This is a genomic window from Ruegeria sp. YKSF57 (assembly GCF_059612585.1).
The window spans coordinates 1-14,186 of record NZ_JBXWQW010000072.1 but is presented as its reverse complement, the minus strand read 5'-3'; the positions used below and the strand labels follow the sequence as shown (position 1 = coordinate 14,186).

The following is a 14,186-nucleotide window of genomic DNA, read 5'->3' as shown; positions in this document are numbered from 1 at the left end:
ATCAGGACCCGGACAACGCGCCGTCGGACGGGCCGAACATGATCCCTCTGGATCAAATGCCGCAACTGATTGCCACCCTGATGCGCTTTGATACGCTGGCCAAAGCCAACCCGATCCGGATTTGAACCAAGAGATTACCCATGAGCAAACCCATTACCGAAGTGACACCGAACACCTGGAGTTTTCTGCGGGACGCGATGATCAGGTCGACAGGCTTTCGCGAATATGACGCGCGGTGGAAATACCCCGAAGAAATCAATCTGCCGGGCATGACCTCTCTGGGCCTTGGCCTGGGCACTCAGATGCACAAGCACGGGATTGCGCCGGTAATCGCGGTGGGCAACGACTATCGCGACTATTCTCTGGCGATCAAGAATGCGCTGATCCTCGGGCTGATCCAGGCCGGGATACAGGTCAAGGACATCGGACCGGCCCTGTCACCGATGGCGTATTTCGCCCAATTTCACCTGGATGTACCCGCGGTGGCGATGGTGACTGCCAGCCACAACCCCAACGGCTGGACCGGGGTGAAGATGGGTTTTGACCGTCCCCTGACCCACGGCCCTGACGAGATGACCGAGTTGCGCGACATCGTGCTGAACGGCGAAGGCATGGCGCGTTCGGGCGGGTCCTATGAGTTCGTGGATGGCGTGAAAGAGGCTTATATTGACGATCTGGTTGGCGATTTCCGCATGTCGCGTCCGCTCAAGGTGGTCTGTGCCACGGGCAACGGCACGGCATCGGCTTTTGCGCCCGAAATCTTCCAGCGGATGGGGGTCGAGGTGGTGCCCAGCCACAACCGGCTGGATTACACGTTTCCGCACTACAATCCCAATCCCGAAGCGATGGAGATGCTGCATGACATGGCAGCCACGGTGAAAGCGTCGGGCGCCGATCTGGCGTTGGGCTTTGACGGAGACGGCGACCGTTGCGGTGTGGTGGACGACGAGGGCGAAGAGATATTCGCCGATAAGGTCGGCGTGATCATGGCGCGCGACCTGTCAAAGCTGCATCCAGGTGCGACCTTTGTGGCGGATGTGAAATCGACCGGCCTGTTCGCCTCGGACCCCGAGCTGCGCAAAAACGGCGTGACGGCGGATTACTGGAAAACCGGCCACAGCCACATGAAACGGCGCGTGAAAGAGATCGGCGCGCTGGCCGGGTTCGAAAAATCGGGGCACTACTTTCTGGCGGAGCCGGTGGGGCGTGGTTATGACTGCGGCATGCGCGTGGCGGTCGAGATCTGCAAGATGCTTGACCGCAACCCCGGCAAATCCATGTCGGATCTGCGAAAGGCGCTGCCCAAGACGTGGTCGACCCCCACAATGTCGCCCTATGCGTCGGATACCGAAAAATACGAAATTCTCAACCGGCTGGTGGACAAGCTGGTCGCCAAGCATGGCGCTGGCGAAACCTTTGCCGGGCGTGCAATCAAGGAAGTGGTTACCGTCAACGGCGCGCGCGTGATCCTGGATAATGGCAGTTGGGGACTGGTGCGAGCGTCATCCAACACACCCAACCTTGTGGTCGTGTGCGAAAGCAGCGAAAGCGAGGATGAGATGCGCTCGATCTTTGCCGACATCGATGCGGTGATCCGCACGGAACCCGGCGTCGGCGAGTACGATCAGAAGATCTGAAACTTTCTGCGAGGCTCCGCTTCGCGCTCCGGGGTATTTGACACCGGAAAGCAGCAAGGACGCCTCCTGTTTCTTTCTGGTTCGAACAACCCCCGGGGGGGGGCGTGGCCTGCCGCGACGGAGACAGCACACCCTAGTCCACACCCAGCAGCTTGAGCAGGCCTTTTTTGGTCTCGTTCTCCAGCCGGTCCTTGATCAACTCCTCGATGTTCTGGTCTTCGGTCACGGTAGTGTCGAGTTCCTCGCTCAGCTTTTGGCGCAGTTGGTCCTTTGCCTGTGTTTCGACATCCTTGATATTCTTGCCAGTCGCGGCCTCGATCACCTGGCTCAGATCCGGCCGGATCTCGGGGTTGGCCCAGGGACCCACGATCCGAACCGGAATTGCAAGCCCCTCTCCGGCATTGGCGCGCAGGGCAACCGGGGTGAAAAGATAGTCAAGATCCCGCATGCCCAATCCGACGCGTCCTTCGCCATCGGCGCGAAAATTGTCCAGTTGCAGCAACAGATCCCGGTTGAACAGGTTTCCTTGGTCAATGGTGTAACTGGCCGTCAGGCTGTTGAATAAGGTGGTGCCCCCCGACCCGGTTCCGGATGTCATCAAGCGGTCCAGATCTATCCCTGAAATGACCCCGCGCCCCATATCGATGCGCCCGTTTCCGGAAAGCGAGCGCATGATCTGATCTTCACTTTGGCCCTCGCCCAAAAATTCCAGCTCCGTCGATGCCAACCCCGACAGGCGATTGATACCGCCCAGGGTTGACAGAGCCTGTTGCGCGTCGATGTCCCGACCCGCCAACTTGCCTGCGACCGACAGACCGTTACGGTTGTTGGCAACAAGTTCACCGGTCAGTTTGCCGGAAAACAACGTGACCGGGTCCATCTTCAATACGGCGCGCGAGCGATCGAGTGTCAGTGCCACACTGCTTTGCCCCATCTTCAGGTCCAAAACCGAAATCGCCTCGGCGTCGAGTCGGAGCGTGCCGTTCGCCAAGGCCAGAGGGGATGCGTCGATGGTAGATTTCGACCATCCATTCGCGCCACCACCTGCCGATCCGCCAGCGTGCTGACCGGCGGAGCCGATCTGCGTCAGATCGAGATGGCCGGTGCGGAGCCTTGCGGTAACCTTCGGCAGGTCACCGAGAAGGATATCGGCCTCGCCGGCAAAACTGTTCTGGTCGAGACTGACGTTGAGGTCGCGCAGGGCCAGTCGGCCATCCTGGGTATAGGTCGCCTGAGCGATGACATCTACCGCTTGCCCCAGCCCCTTGGGGAGGCGCGTATCGGGCCGACCAAGTGCCGCCAGAAACCTTGTACTGTCCGAGGTATTGATCCGGATCGTCCCGGATACCTCGCCAGCAATGTTGGCCGATCCGGAAAAAGTGGCGTTGCCGCCCGGTGCTGTCACAACGCTCTTCAATGCGGTCGCGGCACCTGTGCCAAAAGCCGGGAGATCCGCGATTTCCAGGTCCGCTTCGACGCCGCCCCTGCTGGCCTGCACGCTCAGCGGCGCATCTGCAGATGGCCAGCTGGCGGTCAGGTCCACCATGTTGAAGTCGAAGCGGGCCGCACCATCCTCGACATAGACCAGCCGCGCGTTGGTGAGACGAAGCTGGTCCAGCGTCACCGCCTGACGGGCAACCGAAGTATCGGGCGCGCCAGAGCCACCCTCGGACGTCCGGCTGGGCGCCGGGCTGAACTGCCAATTGCCCCGCCCCTCCGCGAATTCAAGCCGCAGGACCGGATCCTTGGCCACGATCTGCTTGATCTTGATCTGCCCGGACAACAACGAAGCCGCATCGACCCCGACGGACAGCGCGCTGGCGCTGAGCATCGGGTCAGGACCGGCCCAATCGGCATTGGCAAACGTCACGGGGCCGGTCTCGATGCCCAGCACCGGCCAAAAGGACATAGCGACATCACTGCTCAGCGTCAGATCGCGACCGGTCTGCGCCTTGATCTGATCGGAGACGATCTTGCCCAGCTTGTCTCCCGGCATCAGCAGCAGCGCGCCGATCACCAGCCCGACCACTGCAATCAGGATGAAAACGATCCGCCACAACCAGCGCATATCCCTGCTCCATTTTTTGCTTATGCAAAGCATATGACGCGCCGGTGGGCCGCGCGCAACAATTGCATGGGGGTCACTTCACCTCTATACGCGCGGCCATGAGCACGAACCCGCCAAACCTCCGCCCCGACCTGGCGCCCGCCGCCCGGATCACCGACGCCCCCCGCGCGGGACAGCCGACAATCGGCATGGTCTCGCTGGGCTGCCCCAAGGCTTTGGTGGACAGCGAGCGCATTCTGACGCGGCTGCGCGCCGAAGGTTACGGCATTTCCCCAGACTATGCAGGGGCCGATGCCGTGATCGTGAACACCTGCGGGTTTCTCGACAGCGCCAAGGCGGAAAGCCTGGAGGCGATCGGTGAGGCACTGGTGGAAAACGGCAAGGTGATCGTGACCGGCTGCCTGGGGGCCGAGCCGGACTATATCCGCGAGCATCATCCGCGTATTCTGGCGGTCACCGGGCCGCACCAGTATGAACAGGTGCTGGACGCGGTGCATGCCGCCGTGCCGCCCGATCCCAATCCGTTTGTCGATCTGCTACCCGCGAGCGGCGTCAAGCTGACCCCGCGCCATTACAGCTATCTCAAGATTTCCGAAGGCTGCAATCACAGGTGCAAGTTCTGCATTATTCCCGACATGCGTGGGCGTCTGGCCAGCCGTCCGGCCCATGCGGTGTTGCGCGAGGCTGAAAAGCTGGTCGAGAACGGCGTGCGCGAATTGCTGGTGATATCACAGGACACCTCGGCCTATGGGCTGGACCGCAAGTATGACGTGAACCCGTGGAAGGACCGTGAGGTGCGCAGCCACATCACCGATCTGGCGCGAGAACTTGGACAGTTCGATGCCTGGGTGCGGTTGCACTATGTCTATCCCTACCCGCATGTGCGCGAGTTGATCCCTTTGATGGCGGATGCGGGTTGCAACGTGCTGCCCTATCTGGATATTCCGTTCCAACACGCGCACCCGGATGTGTTGAAACGCATGGCGCGGCCCGCAGCGGCGGCGAAAACGCTGGACGAGATCGCCGCGTGGCGCTCGGTGTGCCCCGACATCACCCTGCGCTCGACCTTCATCGTGGGGTATCCGGGCGAGACCGAGGCCGAGTTCCAGACCCTGCTGGACTGGATGGAAGAGGCTCAGTTGGACCGTGTGGGTTGTTTTCAGTACGAAAACGTGGACGGCGCGCGGTCAAATGACCTGCCGGATCACGTGCCTGCCGTGGTCAAGCAGGAACGCTGGGAGCGGTTCATGGAAAAGGCGCAGGCGATTTCCGAGGCCAAGCTGGCGGCCAAGGTGGGCCAGACCATCGAGGTGATCGTGGACGAGGTCGACGCTGAGGCCGCCACCTGCCGCACCAAGGCCGACGCGCCCGAGATCGACGGAAACCTGTTCATCGATGAAGGCTTCGAGGGGTTGAAGCCGGGGGATATCGTTGCCGTTGCAGTTGATGAGGCCGGGGAGTATGATTTGTGGGGACGGCTGTCGCGTTCTAAATCGATCCTTGACCTTGACCCACATATTGAATCCCCGCATCCACAAGGTAATTAAAACACCGTAGATACATTTGCCTTGCCCTGATCCTTTCCTTTGGCAAAGAAGCATGAGATTTGAACGAAAATTCCTTTTTTACAGCTTATTGATAACACTGGGTTTTGTTCAGCTGCCAACTAGCTTGCCGGAAGTGGACTCTCCCCGGAGTGCACCGTGGGCTTACCTCCTGTATTGGGGACTATCCTGCGCCCCTCTGGTTCCACTTTTTCTAGCTCAAATTTGTGCCGTGACCGGTTGGCGCTTTCCAAATGCTGTTGCCTCAAGCGGAGCGTTTTTGATCGGGTTGGTCGGGACTTCTCTTGGTATCGCTTTGGCAGTTTTTTCCGGCGCAGGATCGAACTTGGCGCTCATTTACAACCTTTCAATAACCACCGCTATCGTCGCCTCAGTTTTGCTTCTGTCACAAAAGCGCAAAGGGCGTGAATTGGAAACATACGCTTGGAAGGTTTTCTTGCTTCCGGTAGTTGTGTCGATTTGGTCTGTCACGATGGTCGGCGTCACCTCCGTAAAAGCCATTCTATTGTCTGGTGGAAACCCATATTGTATCGCCGCGCATGGCATCGATTCCGATGTGAGTACCTTTGCCCAACTCCGTGCCCTGTCATTCTACACAACAAAAACGGGTTACAAGTTGAATTCGAAATGGTACTTTCATGGCTTGCTTATCATCGAAACTCACGAAGAGCAGGAAGTATTCAATTGGTCGCCTAGACGAATGGATTTTTTTCGCCTCGATCACCCCGAGAGATTCTTTGTCAATCCGTCAGACAGTTGTACGCCTCGCAAAGGGTTTTTAGGGCGATTGACACTCATTTGATGGTCCTGTGAAAATCGACAGTGAAGCCAAATAGCGTCCGTGAGATGCATTTCTCTATTCTTGCCTTCTGTGCCTTTCCCCAAACCGTGACCCGAATTCATTGGCCTTTCGGTCCGACTCCCCCCATCCTTGACGTGGTCCGCCGACCCTGAAAAAGGAGGCTTTCATGTTCAAACCAGCATTACTTGCGGCGACCGGCGTGGTGGTGGCTTTGGTGGCAAACCTTCTCGCCAGCCCGGCCTCGGCCCATGACAGTGACGACGCTATCGCGGGGTTCATTGCGCTGGGGGCCGTCGCGCTCAGCCTGCAGGACCGCAGCAAGCACCGGGTGCACCGCTATTACATCGCACCGCAGCCCAAACCGCATGTGCGCAAGCCGAACGTACATCACAGTAAACCGTATGCGCCGCGCCGTTACCAAGGCGCCAAGCGCCGCGTGTATGGGTATTATCCGTATTACGCGCCGGTACACCGTCCGGCTCGCAGTCACAGTTTCAACCGGGGCTATCGCTATTACGGGTTCTGAGCGGGCCTATAGCAGCCCTAGCAGCACAACCGCCCAGGCCACGCCCGCAGCAATCGCGGTCAGGGCAACGCCGGCGCTGGCGGCGTCTTTGGCCTGCCCCGCCAGTTCGTGGTGATCGGTCGAGGTGTGATCCACCGCCCGTTCGATCGCCGTGTTGAACAGCTCGGCGGCCAGAACCAGAACACCCAGCGCCAGGATCAGCGCGCGTTCACCGGTAGTGATCGGCAAATAGAACGCCAGCGCCGCCGAGATCAGGTTGGCCCAGATCCATGAACGAAAGGAGTATTCGCTGCGCCATGTGGCGACCAGGCCGTACCAGCTCCAGACTGTCCGGTTTTTCGTATGTTCAATGAATTGCCGCATCGACCCTCCGCGCGGTCACTTTGGCGCGAGAGGGCTTTGGATGCAACGGGCGGGGTTGCCATTTGCATCCGGGCGTGGCGAAGCTGCCGGCATGGCGATCCGACGACTGTTCACTTTTGCTGCGCTAGGACTAGCGGCAAGCTTTTGGCCACCGGTGGCGCGGGCCGAAGGGCTGTTCCGGCCCGGGCTGAATGCGATCTGTCAGGCCGGGGACCAACTGGATCAGGGATGCGAGGCGATCCGTGGGCGTCAGGTGGTCGATGCCGCCCAACCGCCATGGCGTGCCATCGGGCGGGTAAATTTCGCCAGCATTCAGGTGCGCAGCCATTGCACCGGCACGTTGGTGGCCGAGCGTGTCGTGCTGACGGCGGCGCATTGTCTGTTCAACCACGCGCGAAAGACGTGGATACCGCCGCAAAGCATTCGCTTTGCTGCCGGATATCAGCGCGGCGAGGCTCTGGCGGTGAGCGAGGTCGAACGGTTCGTCCTGCCATCGGTCATCGACACCACCAGCCGCGCGTTCAAGGTTCCGTTGGCCTCGGACTGGGCCCTGCTGGTGCTGAAAGACCCGATAGGCGCGCGAACGGGGGTTCTGGGCATAGAGGAACAGAAGCAGAGCAGCCTGGCGGTAGGTGGATTTCTGATGGCAGGTTATGCCGGTCTCAGGCCGCACGTGCTGAGCGTCGAGTGGAACTGCGGTGAACCACGGTCGCAGGACAGCCTTCTGTTGCAGAGATGTGCGGCGATGTCCGGGGATTCCGGTGCGCCCCTGCTGGTCGAGATAGACGGGGAGATGATGGTGATCGGGGTTTTGTCCGGCGTCGCCGCGAATGATCCCCCCGTCAGCATCGGCGTTCCGACGGCGCAGATAGCGGATGCGCTGAAACGCGCCACCGCCAACTAGGCGTTTCGGGCGTGAAAAGGGGCGGCCCTTATGGACCGCCCACTTGGGAAGTTATTGCGTTACTGGTGCGCAGACGGTTTCACCAGCTTCGGTGGTTGCCAGCTGATAACCTGCCGAGCAGCTGGGTGCGCCATACTTGTCATAGCTGGGCTGGACATAGACCGGTGTCGGCTCTTCCTGCTGCGAGCAGGCGGTCAGAACGACGGTGATTGCACAAAGGGCCGCGAGTTTCAGTTTCATGTCCTTCAATCCTTTTTTGTCGACAACTTTTATTCCCAAAAGCGCTTTGGGCGTGCGATCAGGATAGGAGCGGCATTACCACATTGCAATCACGGGATTCTTTGCGCCCCCGGCGCTGGCGGAAGGTTGCCGTCGACACCCCCTACCAATTCCCAAAACGCCCGCTATTCTCAACATGAGGTGTCAGCCAGCAGGGAGAGCCACATGTCAGACGCGCCCCAGATTGCACAAAAAGGGCCTTTTCCGATCGAAGTTACTGAAGGCAAAACCTATTTCTGGTGCGCCTGCGGGCGGTCCAAGAAACAGCCGTTTTGCGATGGGTCGCACAAGGACACAGGCTTTTCGCCGGTGAAATTTACAGCCGAGGCCGACAAGAAAGTGTTCTTCTGCGGGTGCAAGCATTCTGGAAAGAAGCCGCTGTGTGACGGCTCGCATTCCAAGCTCTGATCACCGCAGATTGTCGAGAGTTTCGGCATTGGCGCAAAAATCGGGAGCCGCTTGCGCCCGGCATTGTTGCGCGGCCAGCCAGTGCTCGCATGCGGCCTGACAGTGGGCGGCGCGGCAGCGCGTGACCAGTTCGGCGTAGCCCTGTTCGCTCATGCGGCCCTCTGCCATAGCCTCGGACAGAGACAGCCCCATGCAGCGCGCCACGGATCGGGTGAGCCAAAAATGTTTCTCGATGTCGCCAAGCGGAATCTGGGCCATCATTCTTCCTCTGTCTGCTGCTGCCTCAGCGCCCATAACCGGGTGCGGTTGGGGCAGGTTTCCGGGGCACCGTCCAGCTGATCGTGTTCGTCCAGCAAGTGCTGACACCGGCCCACTGATTCGCAGGCACGGCAGGTTGTGACCATTGCCGCCCAATCCGCTTGACTGAGCCGTCCTTCGTTATGCGCCTCGACGATATCGGTTCCCGTCGCCCGCCCCATCCGCATAACGAGGCGAAGATGGGTCATGACTTTTCCGAGCTTGGGCATTGGCATCCGGGGTCAGAATTTCAGGTCCTTGAACAGGTCCTTGTTGCGACAATATTCCGGCACGTGGTCCAACTGGCTCAACTCGGCCAGCAGTTTCGTGCAGTGTTCTGGATTGGGGCAGTCGCTGCACCGCAGGACGACGTCAGAAATGTCGTCGATGCTCAACTTGCCCTGAATGGCGGTTTCCTGCAGGTCGATGCCCTGCACGGCGGCCATCCTGTCCACCAATTCGGCATGTTTTCGGAACTTGTCTCGATCAGACATGGCGTGTCCTTTCTGTCGCGCGTGGCACGGAGATTAGACGCTGACGCAGTTATCGCCCTTGATACAGGTCAAGGTTCGGATCCGACGTGATCCAGATAGGCGCGGGTGGCGTCCTGAACCCGGCGGAACCGGTCGCCGCCCAGCTTTTTGCCGCCATACCAGCGCGTCACGATGATCACGTGGTTTTCAAGTTCCGCCCGTTCCATCATCCGCAAGATCACCATACCCGCGCCGGATTCGCCGTCATCCGCCTTGAGCGCCCCGGACGGAAGCACCGCAGCCCAGGTATTGTGGGTGGCCTTGGCGTAGGCGCGGTCGGCTTTCAATTCGTCCAGCACCGCGTTCACATCGTCCCGGCTGGAGACGTCGGCACCCGATACAGCGTATTTCGAGCCGCGATCGGTCAGAATGACGCCCAGCCGGGTAACTTTGGTCACTGCACCAGACCCACCTGCGCGGCGGTCCGGCGCACGATATCGACGCGCTGCGCATTCGGCGGATGTGTACCGAGGAACCGGTCGCCGGGATCGGGAATGCGATCAAAGAAGTAAACCCCGATCAGCGGATTGTATCCGGCATTGTAGGTGATGATTGTGCCCAGCTGATCGGCCTCCAGCTCAAACTCTTTTGAGTAGCTGCGCGCGCCCACTACGGCCCCCAGCTGTTGCGCCGCTTCGATCGAGGCCGAACCGCCACCAGTTATGCCCGCAAGCTGCCCAAAGATAAGGGCGCCGGCCGCCGCGTTCTGGTTCTGGCGGGCGATGTGGCCCCTGATGTGATGCGCGGCTTCATGGCCCATGACAAAGGCCAGTTCATCGCCATTGCGCGCCGAGTTGATCAGGGCCTGCGTGAAAATGATCACAGGTCTGCCTTGCTTATCAAGAGTTTGATACGCGTTGGCCTGAGCGCGCGTGTTGGGATCAATCCCGATCTGAAAATCGCAATTCGCGCCGCTGGTCCGCCGCAGGCATTCGGCGCGCGCCTGGGTTCCTACTGCCTGTCTGACCGCGTAAAAATCCCGCGGTGCGGCCTGCGCGTTCAGCGTCACCCGGCTGGGTTGTTGTGGCGGCACGGCAACCGGCTGCGGCACATCGCAACCAGCGAGAACAAAAACCATAAGCAGGGCGAACTGCCGCATGAGCAAGCCTTTCGAGTTAATGCATCGGAACGGCACATTATCCCGCGTCCCAACCGTGTTCCAGACCGGATATTCGGTATCGGCGGGTTGCATAACCTGCGCACCATCGGCAGTCTGCAGGCATGTTTAGTATCGAGCATGAATTCGACTCGACCGTTATTACCCTGGTCGACGAAGGCCCCGCCCCCTTGCAGGAGGACGTGGTCATCAACAATTTCGCGGAATGCGTGACGCTGGAACAATTCGACCCGCGTACCGAGCAGATGCAAAAGATCACACTGTCACCGGAACAGGTGCGCGATCTCGCGGCGGCGCTGGATTTGCCCGAGGGCGTATACCAGATCCGCGAAACGCCTCCTCAGGGATCATAGGCAAAGACCTTGTCGCGTGCGGTCTGACCGCGCTTGAGCGTAAGATGCGACGGGGCGATTCCCATAGCCGCGGCCAGCAATGCGCGAATCGCGGCGTTGGCCTTGCCGTCCTCGGGCGGCGAGGTCACTGATATGCGCAATGTGCCACCTTCCCAGAACACCCGGTCGCGCGCGGCATTGGGCGTTGCCCGGATGGCAAATTCGGCGCCCGGCGTCGCCAAATGCGACAGGTCGGGCAGATCCTTGAGCTTCGGTTTGGCCATCGCGGTCAATTGCCTTTCCTCTGAGCTTTGGGCTCGGGCACCCATGCACACTGAATGTGCCCGAAGCCTTTGACCATGGTGCCCGCTGGATTTTGCAGGCACTTTGACCAAACGCAAGCCAGCCGCACCAAGGAATGTCGCCAGCCCTGCACTTTTGACCTTGAAACCCGGCCCTGCCTGACCGAGATACAGGGGGCTTATGTAAAAAGGCTTCACATATGACGCTGAAAAACCCTGCAGCCCTTGATTTTCTGCTGACGCGCCGATCGCGCCCAGCCAAGACTCTGATTGCCCCGGCACCCACACGCGAGCAGTTGCGACCGCTGCTGAATGCAGCCGCCCGTAGCCCCGATCACGGAAAGCTGGAGCCATGGCGCTTTGTGGTTATAGAGAAAGGGGCGATGGCCCGGCTCGCGGGTTTGGTCGAACAGCGCGGCAAGGCCCTGGGCAAGTCGCCCGAAGATATCACCAAGGCGCGCAGCCAGTTTGATCAGGGCCTTCTTGCCGTGGCCGTGATCGAGGTGCAGAAGCCATCGGACAAGGTGCCGTCAATCGAGCAAAGCTATTCAACAGGGGCGGTTTGCCTGTCGCTGCTCAACGCGGCGCTGGCGGCTGGCTGGGGGGCGAACTGGTTGTCGGGCTGGCCGTCGCATGACCATGAATTCCGCCAACAGGCGCTGGGGCTGGCCGAGAACGAGCGCATTGCCGGCCTTGTCCATATCGCCACCGAAAGCGCGGCCCCACCCGAACGCCCCCGCCCCGATGTTGCGGCCATCACGGAATGGGTATCGGTATGATCATCATCAACTCGTTTTTCATGGCGCTGGGGCAATTGGGCGATCCGCGATTCCGCAAGGTACTGCTGCTGGGCGTCGGGCTGACATTTGCCTTGCTGATCGGGGCATATGCCGGGTTCCTGTGGCTGATCAACACTCTGATCGGTGAGCACGTGACCGTGCCGATTTTGGGCGAGGTGACGTGGCTCAACGATCTGGCGAGCGTTTCGTCATTTTTGCTGATGATGGTGCTATCGGTGTTCCTGATGGTGCCGGTGGCCTCGGCCATTACCTCGATGTTTCTCGACGAAGTGGCGCAGGCGGTCGAAGACAGGCACTATCCCGGACTGCCTGCGGTGCCGGGGGTTCCATTCACCGACGCCTTGACCGACACGCTGAGCTTTCTGGGCGTGCTGATCGTCGCAAACTTGCTGGCGCTTATCCTTTATGCCCTGTTCACACCGCTTGCGCCGTTCATTTTCTGGGGCATGAACGGGTTTCTGCTGGGGCGGGAGTATTTCACGCTGGCGGCGATGCGGCGACTGGGGCGAGAAGGGGCGCGCAAGCTCAGGTCGCAGCACATGGCGACCATCTGGATCGCAGGAACACTGATGGCCATTCCGCTGTCAGTGCCGATGATCAACCTGTTGATCCCGATCCTTGGCGCGGCAACCTTTACCCACATCTATCATGGTGTGGCGGCGTCCCAAAGGTAGCCGCCCACGGTTTTCATTCGACCGGCGGCAACCGGTTCATCCAGTCGAAATCCCGCACCGAGATCACGCCGGAAATTATGATCCCGGCGATGATCACCCACAGAACGATCGTGATTCCGGTGGTGATCCAAGCCTTTTTCTTCAGGTGATGTTCCTCGGGCGCGCCCGCATGGGTGCCGGGGACAATATCGCCCAGATCGCCCTGTGTCCGGATACGGATCGGCAGGACGATGAGAAACGTCATGAACCAGATGACGGCAAACAGAACCAGACCAGCGGTGATCGTCATGTAGAAACCTCCGATGCGGCTGGCTCAGACCTGTTCCAGTTCGACCAGGCAGCCGTTGAAATCCTTGGGGTGCAGGAACAGTACAGGCTTGCCGTGGGCGCCGATCTTGGGCTCGCCCGATCCCAGCACCCGCGCACCGGTCTCCTTGAGGTGGTCGCGGGCGGCGATGATGTCCTCGACCTCATAACAGACGTGGTGAATACCGCCCGAGGGGTTCTTTTCCAGAAAGCCTTTGATCGGGCTGTCCTCGCCCAGCGGATAAAGCAGCTCGATCTTGGTGTTGGGCAGCTCGATGAACACGACAGTGACGCCATGATCGGGCTCGTCCTGCGGCGTGCCGACCTTGGCGCCCAGCGCCGTGCGGTATTGCGCCGATGCGGCTTCCAGATCCGGCACGGCAATGGCGACATGATTCAAACGACCGATCATTCTTGTCCTCCTCGATCCATCGGGTTGCGGCGGTTATGGGGGCTGCGGCGACCTAGGGCAAGTGCGCCAAAGCGCCCATTAACCCTGTGTTAGCCGCCTTTGCCTAGCGTCGGGACGTCTGTTTGAAAGGAGCCTCGCCATGGATGATTCGGATCCCTTTGCCGTCCCGCACCTGACCGTCGGTAACAGACGGCCGCTTTTGGGGATGACGGTTCTGGTGGTCGAGGACAGCCGATACGCGAGTGAGGCGTTGCGACTGATGTGCCTGCGCAGCGGCGCCCGCATCCGACGTGCGGATTGCCTGACATCGGCGCGCCGCCACCTGCAGGTCTATCGCCCCTCAGTCCTGATCGTCGATATCGGCCTGCCCGACGGTTCGGGCTTGAACCTGATCGAGGAGATGGCGCAAACCACCCCGCGCGTCGCAGTGATTCTAGGCATATCCGGAGACGATTTTGCCGAAGGCCTGGCGATTGCCGCTGGGGCGGACGGGTTTCTGAGCAAGCCTCTGACCTCGCTGGCGGCGTTTCAGACAAGAATCCTGTCACACTTGCCCGAAGATCGCCGCCCGGCTGGGCCGCAGGTAATTCAGGATGAGGTGATCTGCCCTGACCTGATGGCATATCGGGACGACATGGCCCATATCGCGGACATACTGGCAGATGCCAGCGACACCAAGGCGCTCGACTATGCTGCGCAATTTGTCAGCGGGGTCGCCCGCGCCGCGGACGATCTGCCGCTGGCCCGTGCCGCGCAGGATGTAGCGCGGGCGCGCTCGCGCGGGCGGCCCTATGCCACTTGCGCCGCGCAGCTTGCCGGGATGGTGCAGACCCGGCTGGAACGACGCGAGGCAATCTGAGG

Annotated in this window: 21 protein-coding genes and 1 pseudogene; 11 read left to right on the top strand and 11 right to left on the bottom strand. The window is 60.4% G+C overall.

Annotation, left to right across the window (positions count from 1 at the left end; all coding sequences use genetic code 11):
* Window positions 1-125 (top strand): annotated as a pseudogene (locus AC2FLX_RS20570) (3-deoxy-8-phosphooctulonate synthase); the annotation flags it as partial.
* A gap of 15 nt (window positions 126-140) precedes the next feature.
* Window positions 141-1,637, top strand: a complete 1,497-nt coding sequence (locus AC2FLX_RS20565; protein WP_496810485.1) for a phosphomannomutase/phosphoglucomutase — start codon at window positions 141-143, stop codon at window positions 1,635-1,637.
* Between the two features lie 133 nt (window positions 1,638-1,770).
* On the opposite strand, the gene AC2FLX_RS20560 is transcribed toward AC2FLX_RS20565, so the two are convergent.
* The gene (locus AC2FLX_RS20560) at window positions 1,771-3,705 is read right to left on the bottom strand and encodes an AsmA family protein (protein ID WP_496810484.1); all 1,935 of its coding nucleotides are present in this window, start codon (window positions 3,703-3,705) and stop codon (window positions 1,771-1,773) included.
* A gap of 98 nt (window positions 3,706-3,803) precedes the next feature.
* Between AC2FLX_RS20560 and rimO the strand changes: the two genes are divergently transcribed.
* From rimO to AC2FLX_RS20545, 3 genes are all read left to right on the top strand, one after another.
* Complete coding sequence (gene rimO / locus AC2FLX_RS20555; protein WP_496810483.1) at window positions 3,804-5,252, top strand: 30S ribosomal protein S12 methylthiotransferase RimO; 1,449 nt, start codon at window positions 3,804-3,806, stop codon at window positions 5,250-5,252.
* Between the two features lie 52 nt (window positions 5,253-5,304).
* Window positions 5,305-6,072: a hypothetical protein gene (locus AC2FLX_RS20550; protein WP_496810482.1), complete on the top strand. Its 768-nt coding sequence runs from the start codon at window positions 5,305-5,307 to the stop codon at window positions 6,070-6,072.
* A 166-nt stretch (window positions 6,073-6,238) separates the two neighbouring features.
* A complete protein-coding gene (locus tag AC2FLX_RS20545) occupies window positions 6,239-6,598 on the top strand; it encodes a hypothetical protein (protein WP_496810481.1) in 360 nt (119 codons plus the stop codon).
* 6 nt (window positions 6,599-6,604) lie between these two features.
* On the opposite strand, the gene AC2FLX_RS20540 is transcribed toward AC2FLX_RS20545, so the two are convergent.
* Window positions 6,605-6,961, bottom strand: coding sequence for a diacylglycerol kinase (locus AC2FLX_RS20540; protein ID WP_496744159.1), 357 nt, complete (start codon window positions 6,959-6,961; stop codon window positions 6,605-6,607).
* Window positions 6,962-7,052: 91 nt separating this feature from the next.
* Between AC2FLX_RS20540 and AC2FLX_RS20535 the strand changes: the two genes are divergently transcribed.
* Window positions 7,053-7,865, top strand: coding sequence for a trypsin-like serine peptidase (locus AC2FLX_RS20535; protein ID WP_496875519.1), 813 nt, complete (start codon window positions 7,053-7,055; stop codon window positions 7,863-7,865).
* 51 nt (window positions 7,866-7,916) lie between these two features.
* On the opposite strand, the gene AC2FLX_RS20530 is transcribed toward AC2FLX_RS20535, so the two are convergent.
* Complete coding sequence (locus tag AC2FLX_RS20530; RefSeq protein WP_480749466.1) at window positions 7,917-8,105, bottom strand: hypothetical protein; 189 nt, start codon at window positions 8,103-8,105, stop codon at window positions 7,917-7,919.
* 204 nt (window positions 8,106-8,309) lie between these two features.
* On the opposite strand from AC2FLX_RS20530, the gene AC2FLX_RS20525 reads away from it, so the two are divergent.
* Complete coding sequence (locus AC2FLX_RS20525; RefSeq protein ID WP_480749467.1) at window positions 8,310-8,552, top strand: CDGSH iron-sulfur domain-containing protein; 243 nt, start codon at window positions 8,310-8,312, stop codon at window positions 8,550-8,552.
* On the opposite strand, the gene AC2FLX_RS20520 is transcribed toward AC2FLX_RS20525, so the two are convergent.
* The 5 genes from AC2FLX_RS20520 to AC2FLX_RS20500 all read right to left on the bottom strand — a co-directional run bounded on the left by AC2FLX_RS20520 (window position 8,553) and on the right by AC2FLX_RS20500 (window position 10,481).
* Window positions 8,553-8,810 (bottom strand): DUF6455 family protein, encoded by a 258-nt coding sequence (locus tag AC2FLX_RS20520; RefSeq protein WP_480749468.1) that lies wholly within the window; start codon window positions 8,808-8,810, stop codon window positions 8,553-8,555.
* Complete coding sequence (locus AC2FLX_RS20515) at window positions 8,810-9,079, bottom strand: DUF6455 family protein (protein ID WP_496810479.1); 270 nt, start codon at window positions 9,077-9,079, stop codon at window positions 8,810-8,812. Before AC2FLX_RS20515 ends, AC2FLX_RS20520 begins: the two co-directional genes overlap by 1 nt.
* A gap of 12 nt (window positions 9,080-9,091) precedes the next feature.
* On the bottom strand, window positions 9,092-9,343 hold the full coding sequence (locus tag AC2FLX_RS20510) for a DUF6455 family protein (protein ID WP_496810478.1): 252 nt from the start codon (window positions 9,341-9,343) through the stop codon (window positions 9,092-9,094).
* A gap of 68 nt (window positions 9,344-9,411) precedes the next feature.
* A complete protein-coding gene (locus AC2FLX_RS20505; RefSeq protein ID WP_480749471.1) occupies window positions 9,412-9,780 on the bottom strand; it encodes a YigZ family protein in 369 nt (122 codons plus the stop codon).
* Window positions 9,777-10,481, bottom strand: coding sequence for a M48 family metalloprotease (locus tag AC2FLX_RS20500; RefSeq protein ID WP_480749472.1), 705 nt, complete (start codon window positions 10,479-10,481; stop codon window positions 9,777-9,779). Before AC2FLX_RS20500 ends, AC2FLX_RS20505 begins: the two co-directional genes overlap by 4 nt.
* A 122-nt stretch (window positions 10,482-10,603) precedes the next feature.
* On the opposite strand from AC2FLX_RS20500, the gene AC2FLX_RS20495 reads away from it, so the two are divergent.
* Window positions 10,604-10,852 carry a DUF8831 family protein gene (locus AC2FLX_RS20495; RefSeq protein WP_480749473.1) on the top strand — a complete coding sequence of 83 codons (249 nt, stop codon included), beginning with the start codon at window positions 10,604-10,606 and terminating at the stop codon, window positions 10,850-10,852.
* On the opposite strand, the gene AC2FLX_RS20490 is transcribed toward AC2FLX_RS20495, so the two are convergent.
* Window positions 10,840-11,115 (bottom strand): DUF167 domain-containing protein, encoded by a 276-nt coding sequence (locus AC2FLX_RS20490; RefSeq protein WP_480749583.1) that lies wholly within the window; start codon window positions 11,113-11,115, stop codon window positions 10,840-10,842. The genes AC2FLX_RS20495 and AC2FLX_RS20490 overlap by 13 nt on opposite strands.
* A 218-nt stretch (window positions 11,116-11,333) precedes the next feature.
* Here AC2FLX_RS20490 and AC2FLX_RS20485 point away from each other — a divergent pair, with 218 nt between their 5' ends.
* Together AC2FLX_RS20485 and AC2FLX_RS20480 are read left to right on the top strand one after the other, a co-directional pair.
* Window positions 11,334-11,912: a nitroreductase family protein gene (locus AC2FLX_RS20485; RefSeq protein ID WP_496810477.1), complete on the top strand. Its 579-nt coding sequence runs from the start codon at window positions 11,334-11,336 to the stop codon at window positions 11,910-11,912.
* Window positions 11,909-12,607, top strand: coding sequence for an EI24 domain-containing protein (locus AC2FLX_RS20480; RefSeq protein WP_496810476.1), 699 nt, complete (start codon window positions 11,909-11,911; stop codon window positions 12,605-12,607). Before AC2FLX_RS20485 ends, AC2FLX_RS20480 begins: the two co-directional genes overlap by 4 nt.
* Before the next feature lie 13 nt (window positions 12,608-12,620).
* Here the strand turns inward: AC2FLX_RS20480 and AC2FLX_RS20475 are convergent, their stop codons facing one another.
* Together AC2FLX_RS20475 and mce are read right to left on the bottom strand one after the other, a co-directional pair.
* Window positions 12,621-12,896 (bottom strand): DUF1467 family protein, encoded by a 276-nt coding sequence (locus tag AC2FLX_RS20475; RefSeq protein WP_480749476.1) that lies wholly within the window; start codon window positions 12,894-12,896, stop codon window positions 12,621-12,623.
* 24 nt (window positions 12,897-12,920) lie between these two features.
* Complete coding sequence (gene mce, locus AC2FLX_RS20470; protein ID WP_480749477.1) at window positions 12,921-13,325, bottom strand: methylmalonyl-CoA epimerase; 405 nt, start codon at window positions 13,323-13,325, stop codon at window positions 12,921-12,923.
* Window positions 13,326-13,464: 139 nt separating this feature from the next.
* Between mce and AC2FLX_RS20465 the strand changes: the two genes are divergently transcribed.
* The gene (locus AC2FLX_RS20465) at window positions 13,465-14,184 is read left to right on the top strand and encodes a response regulator (protein ID WP_480749478.1); all 720 of its coding nucleotides are present in this window, start codon (window positions 13,465-13,467) and stop codon (window positions 14,182-14,184) included.
* Window positions 14,185-14,186: the final 2 nt, after the last annotated feature.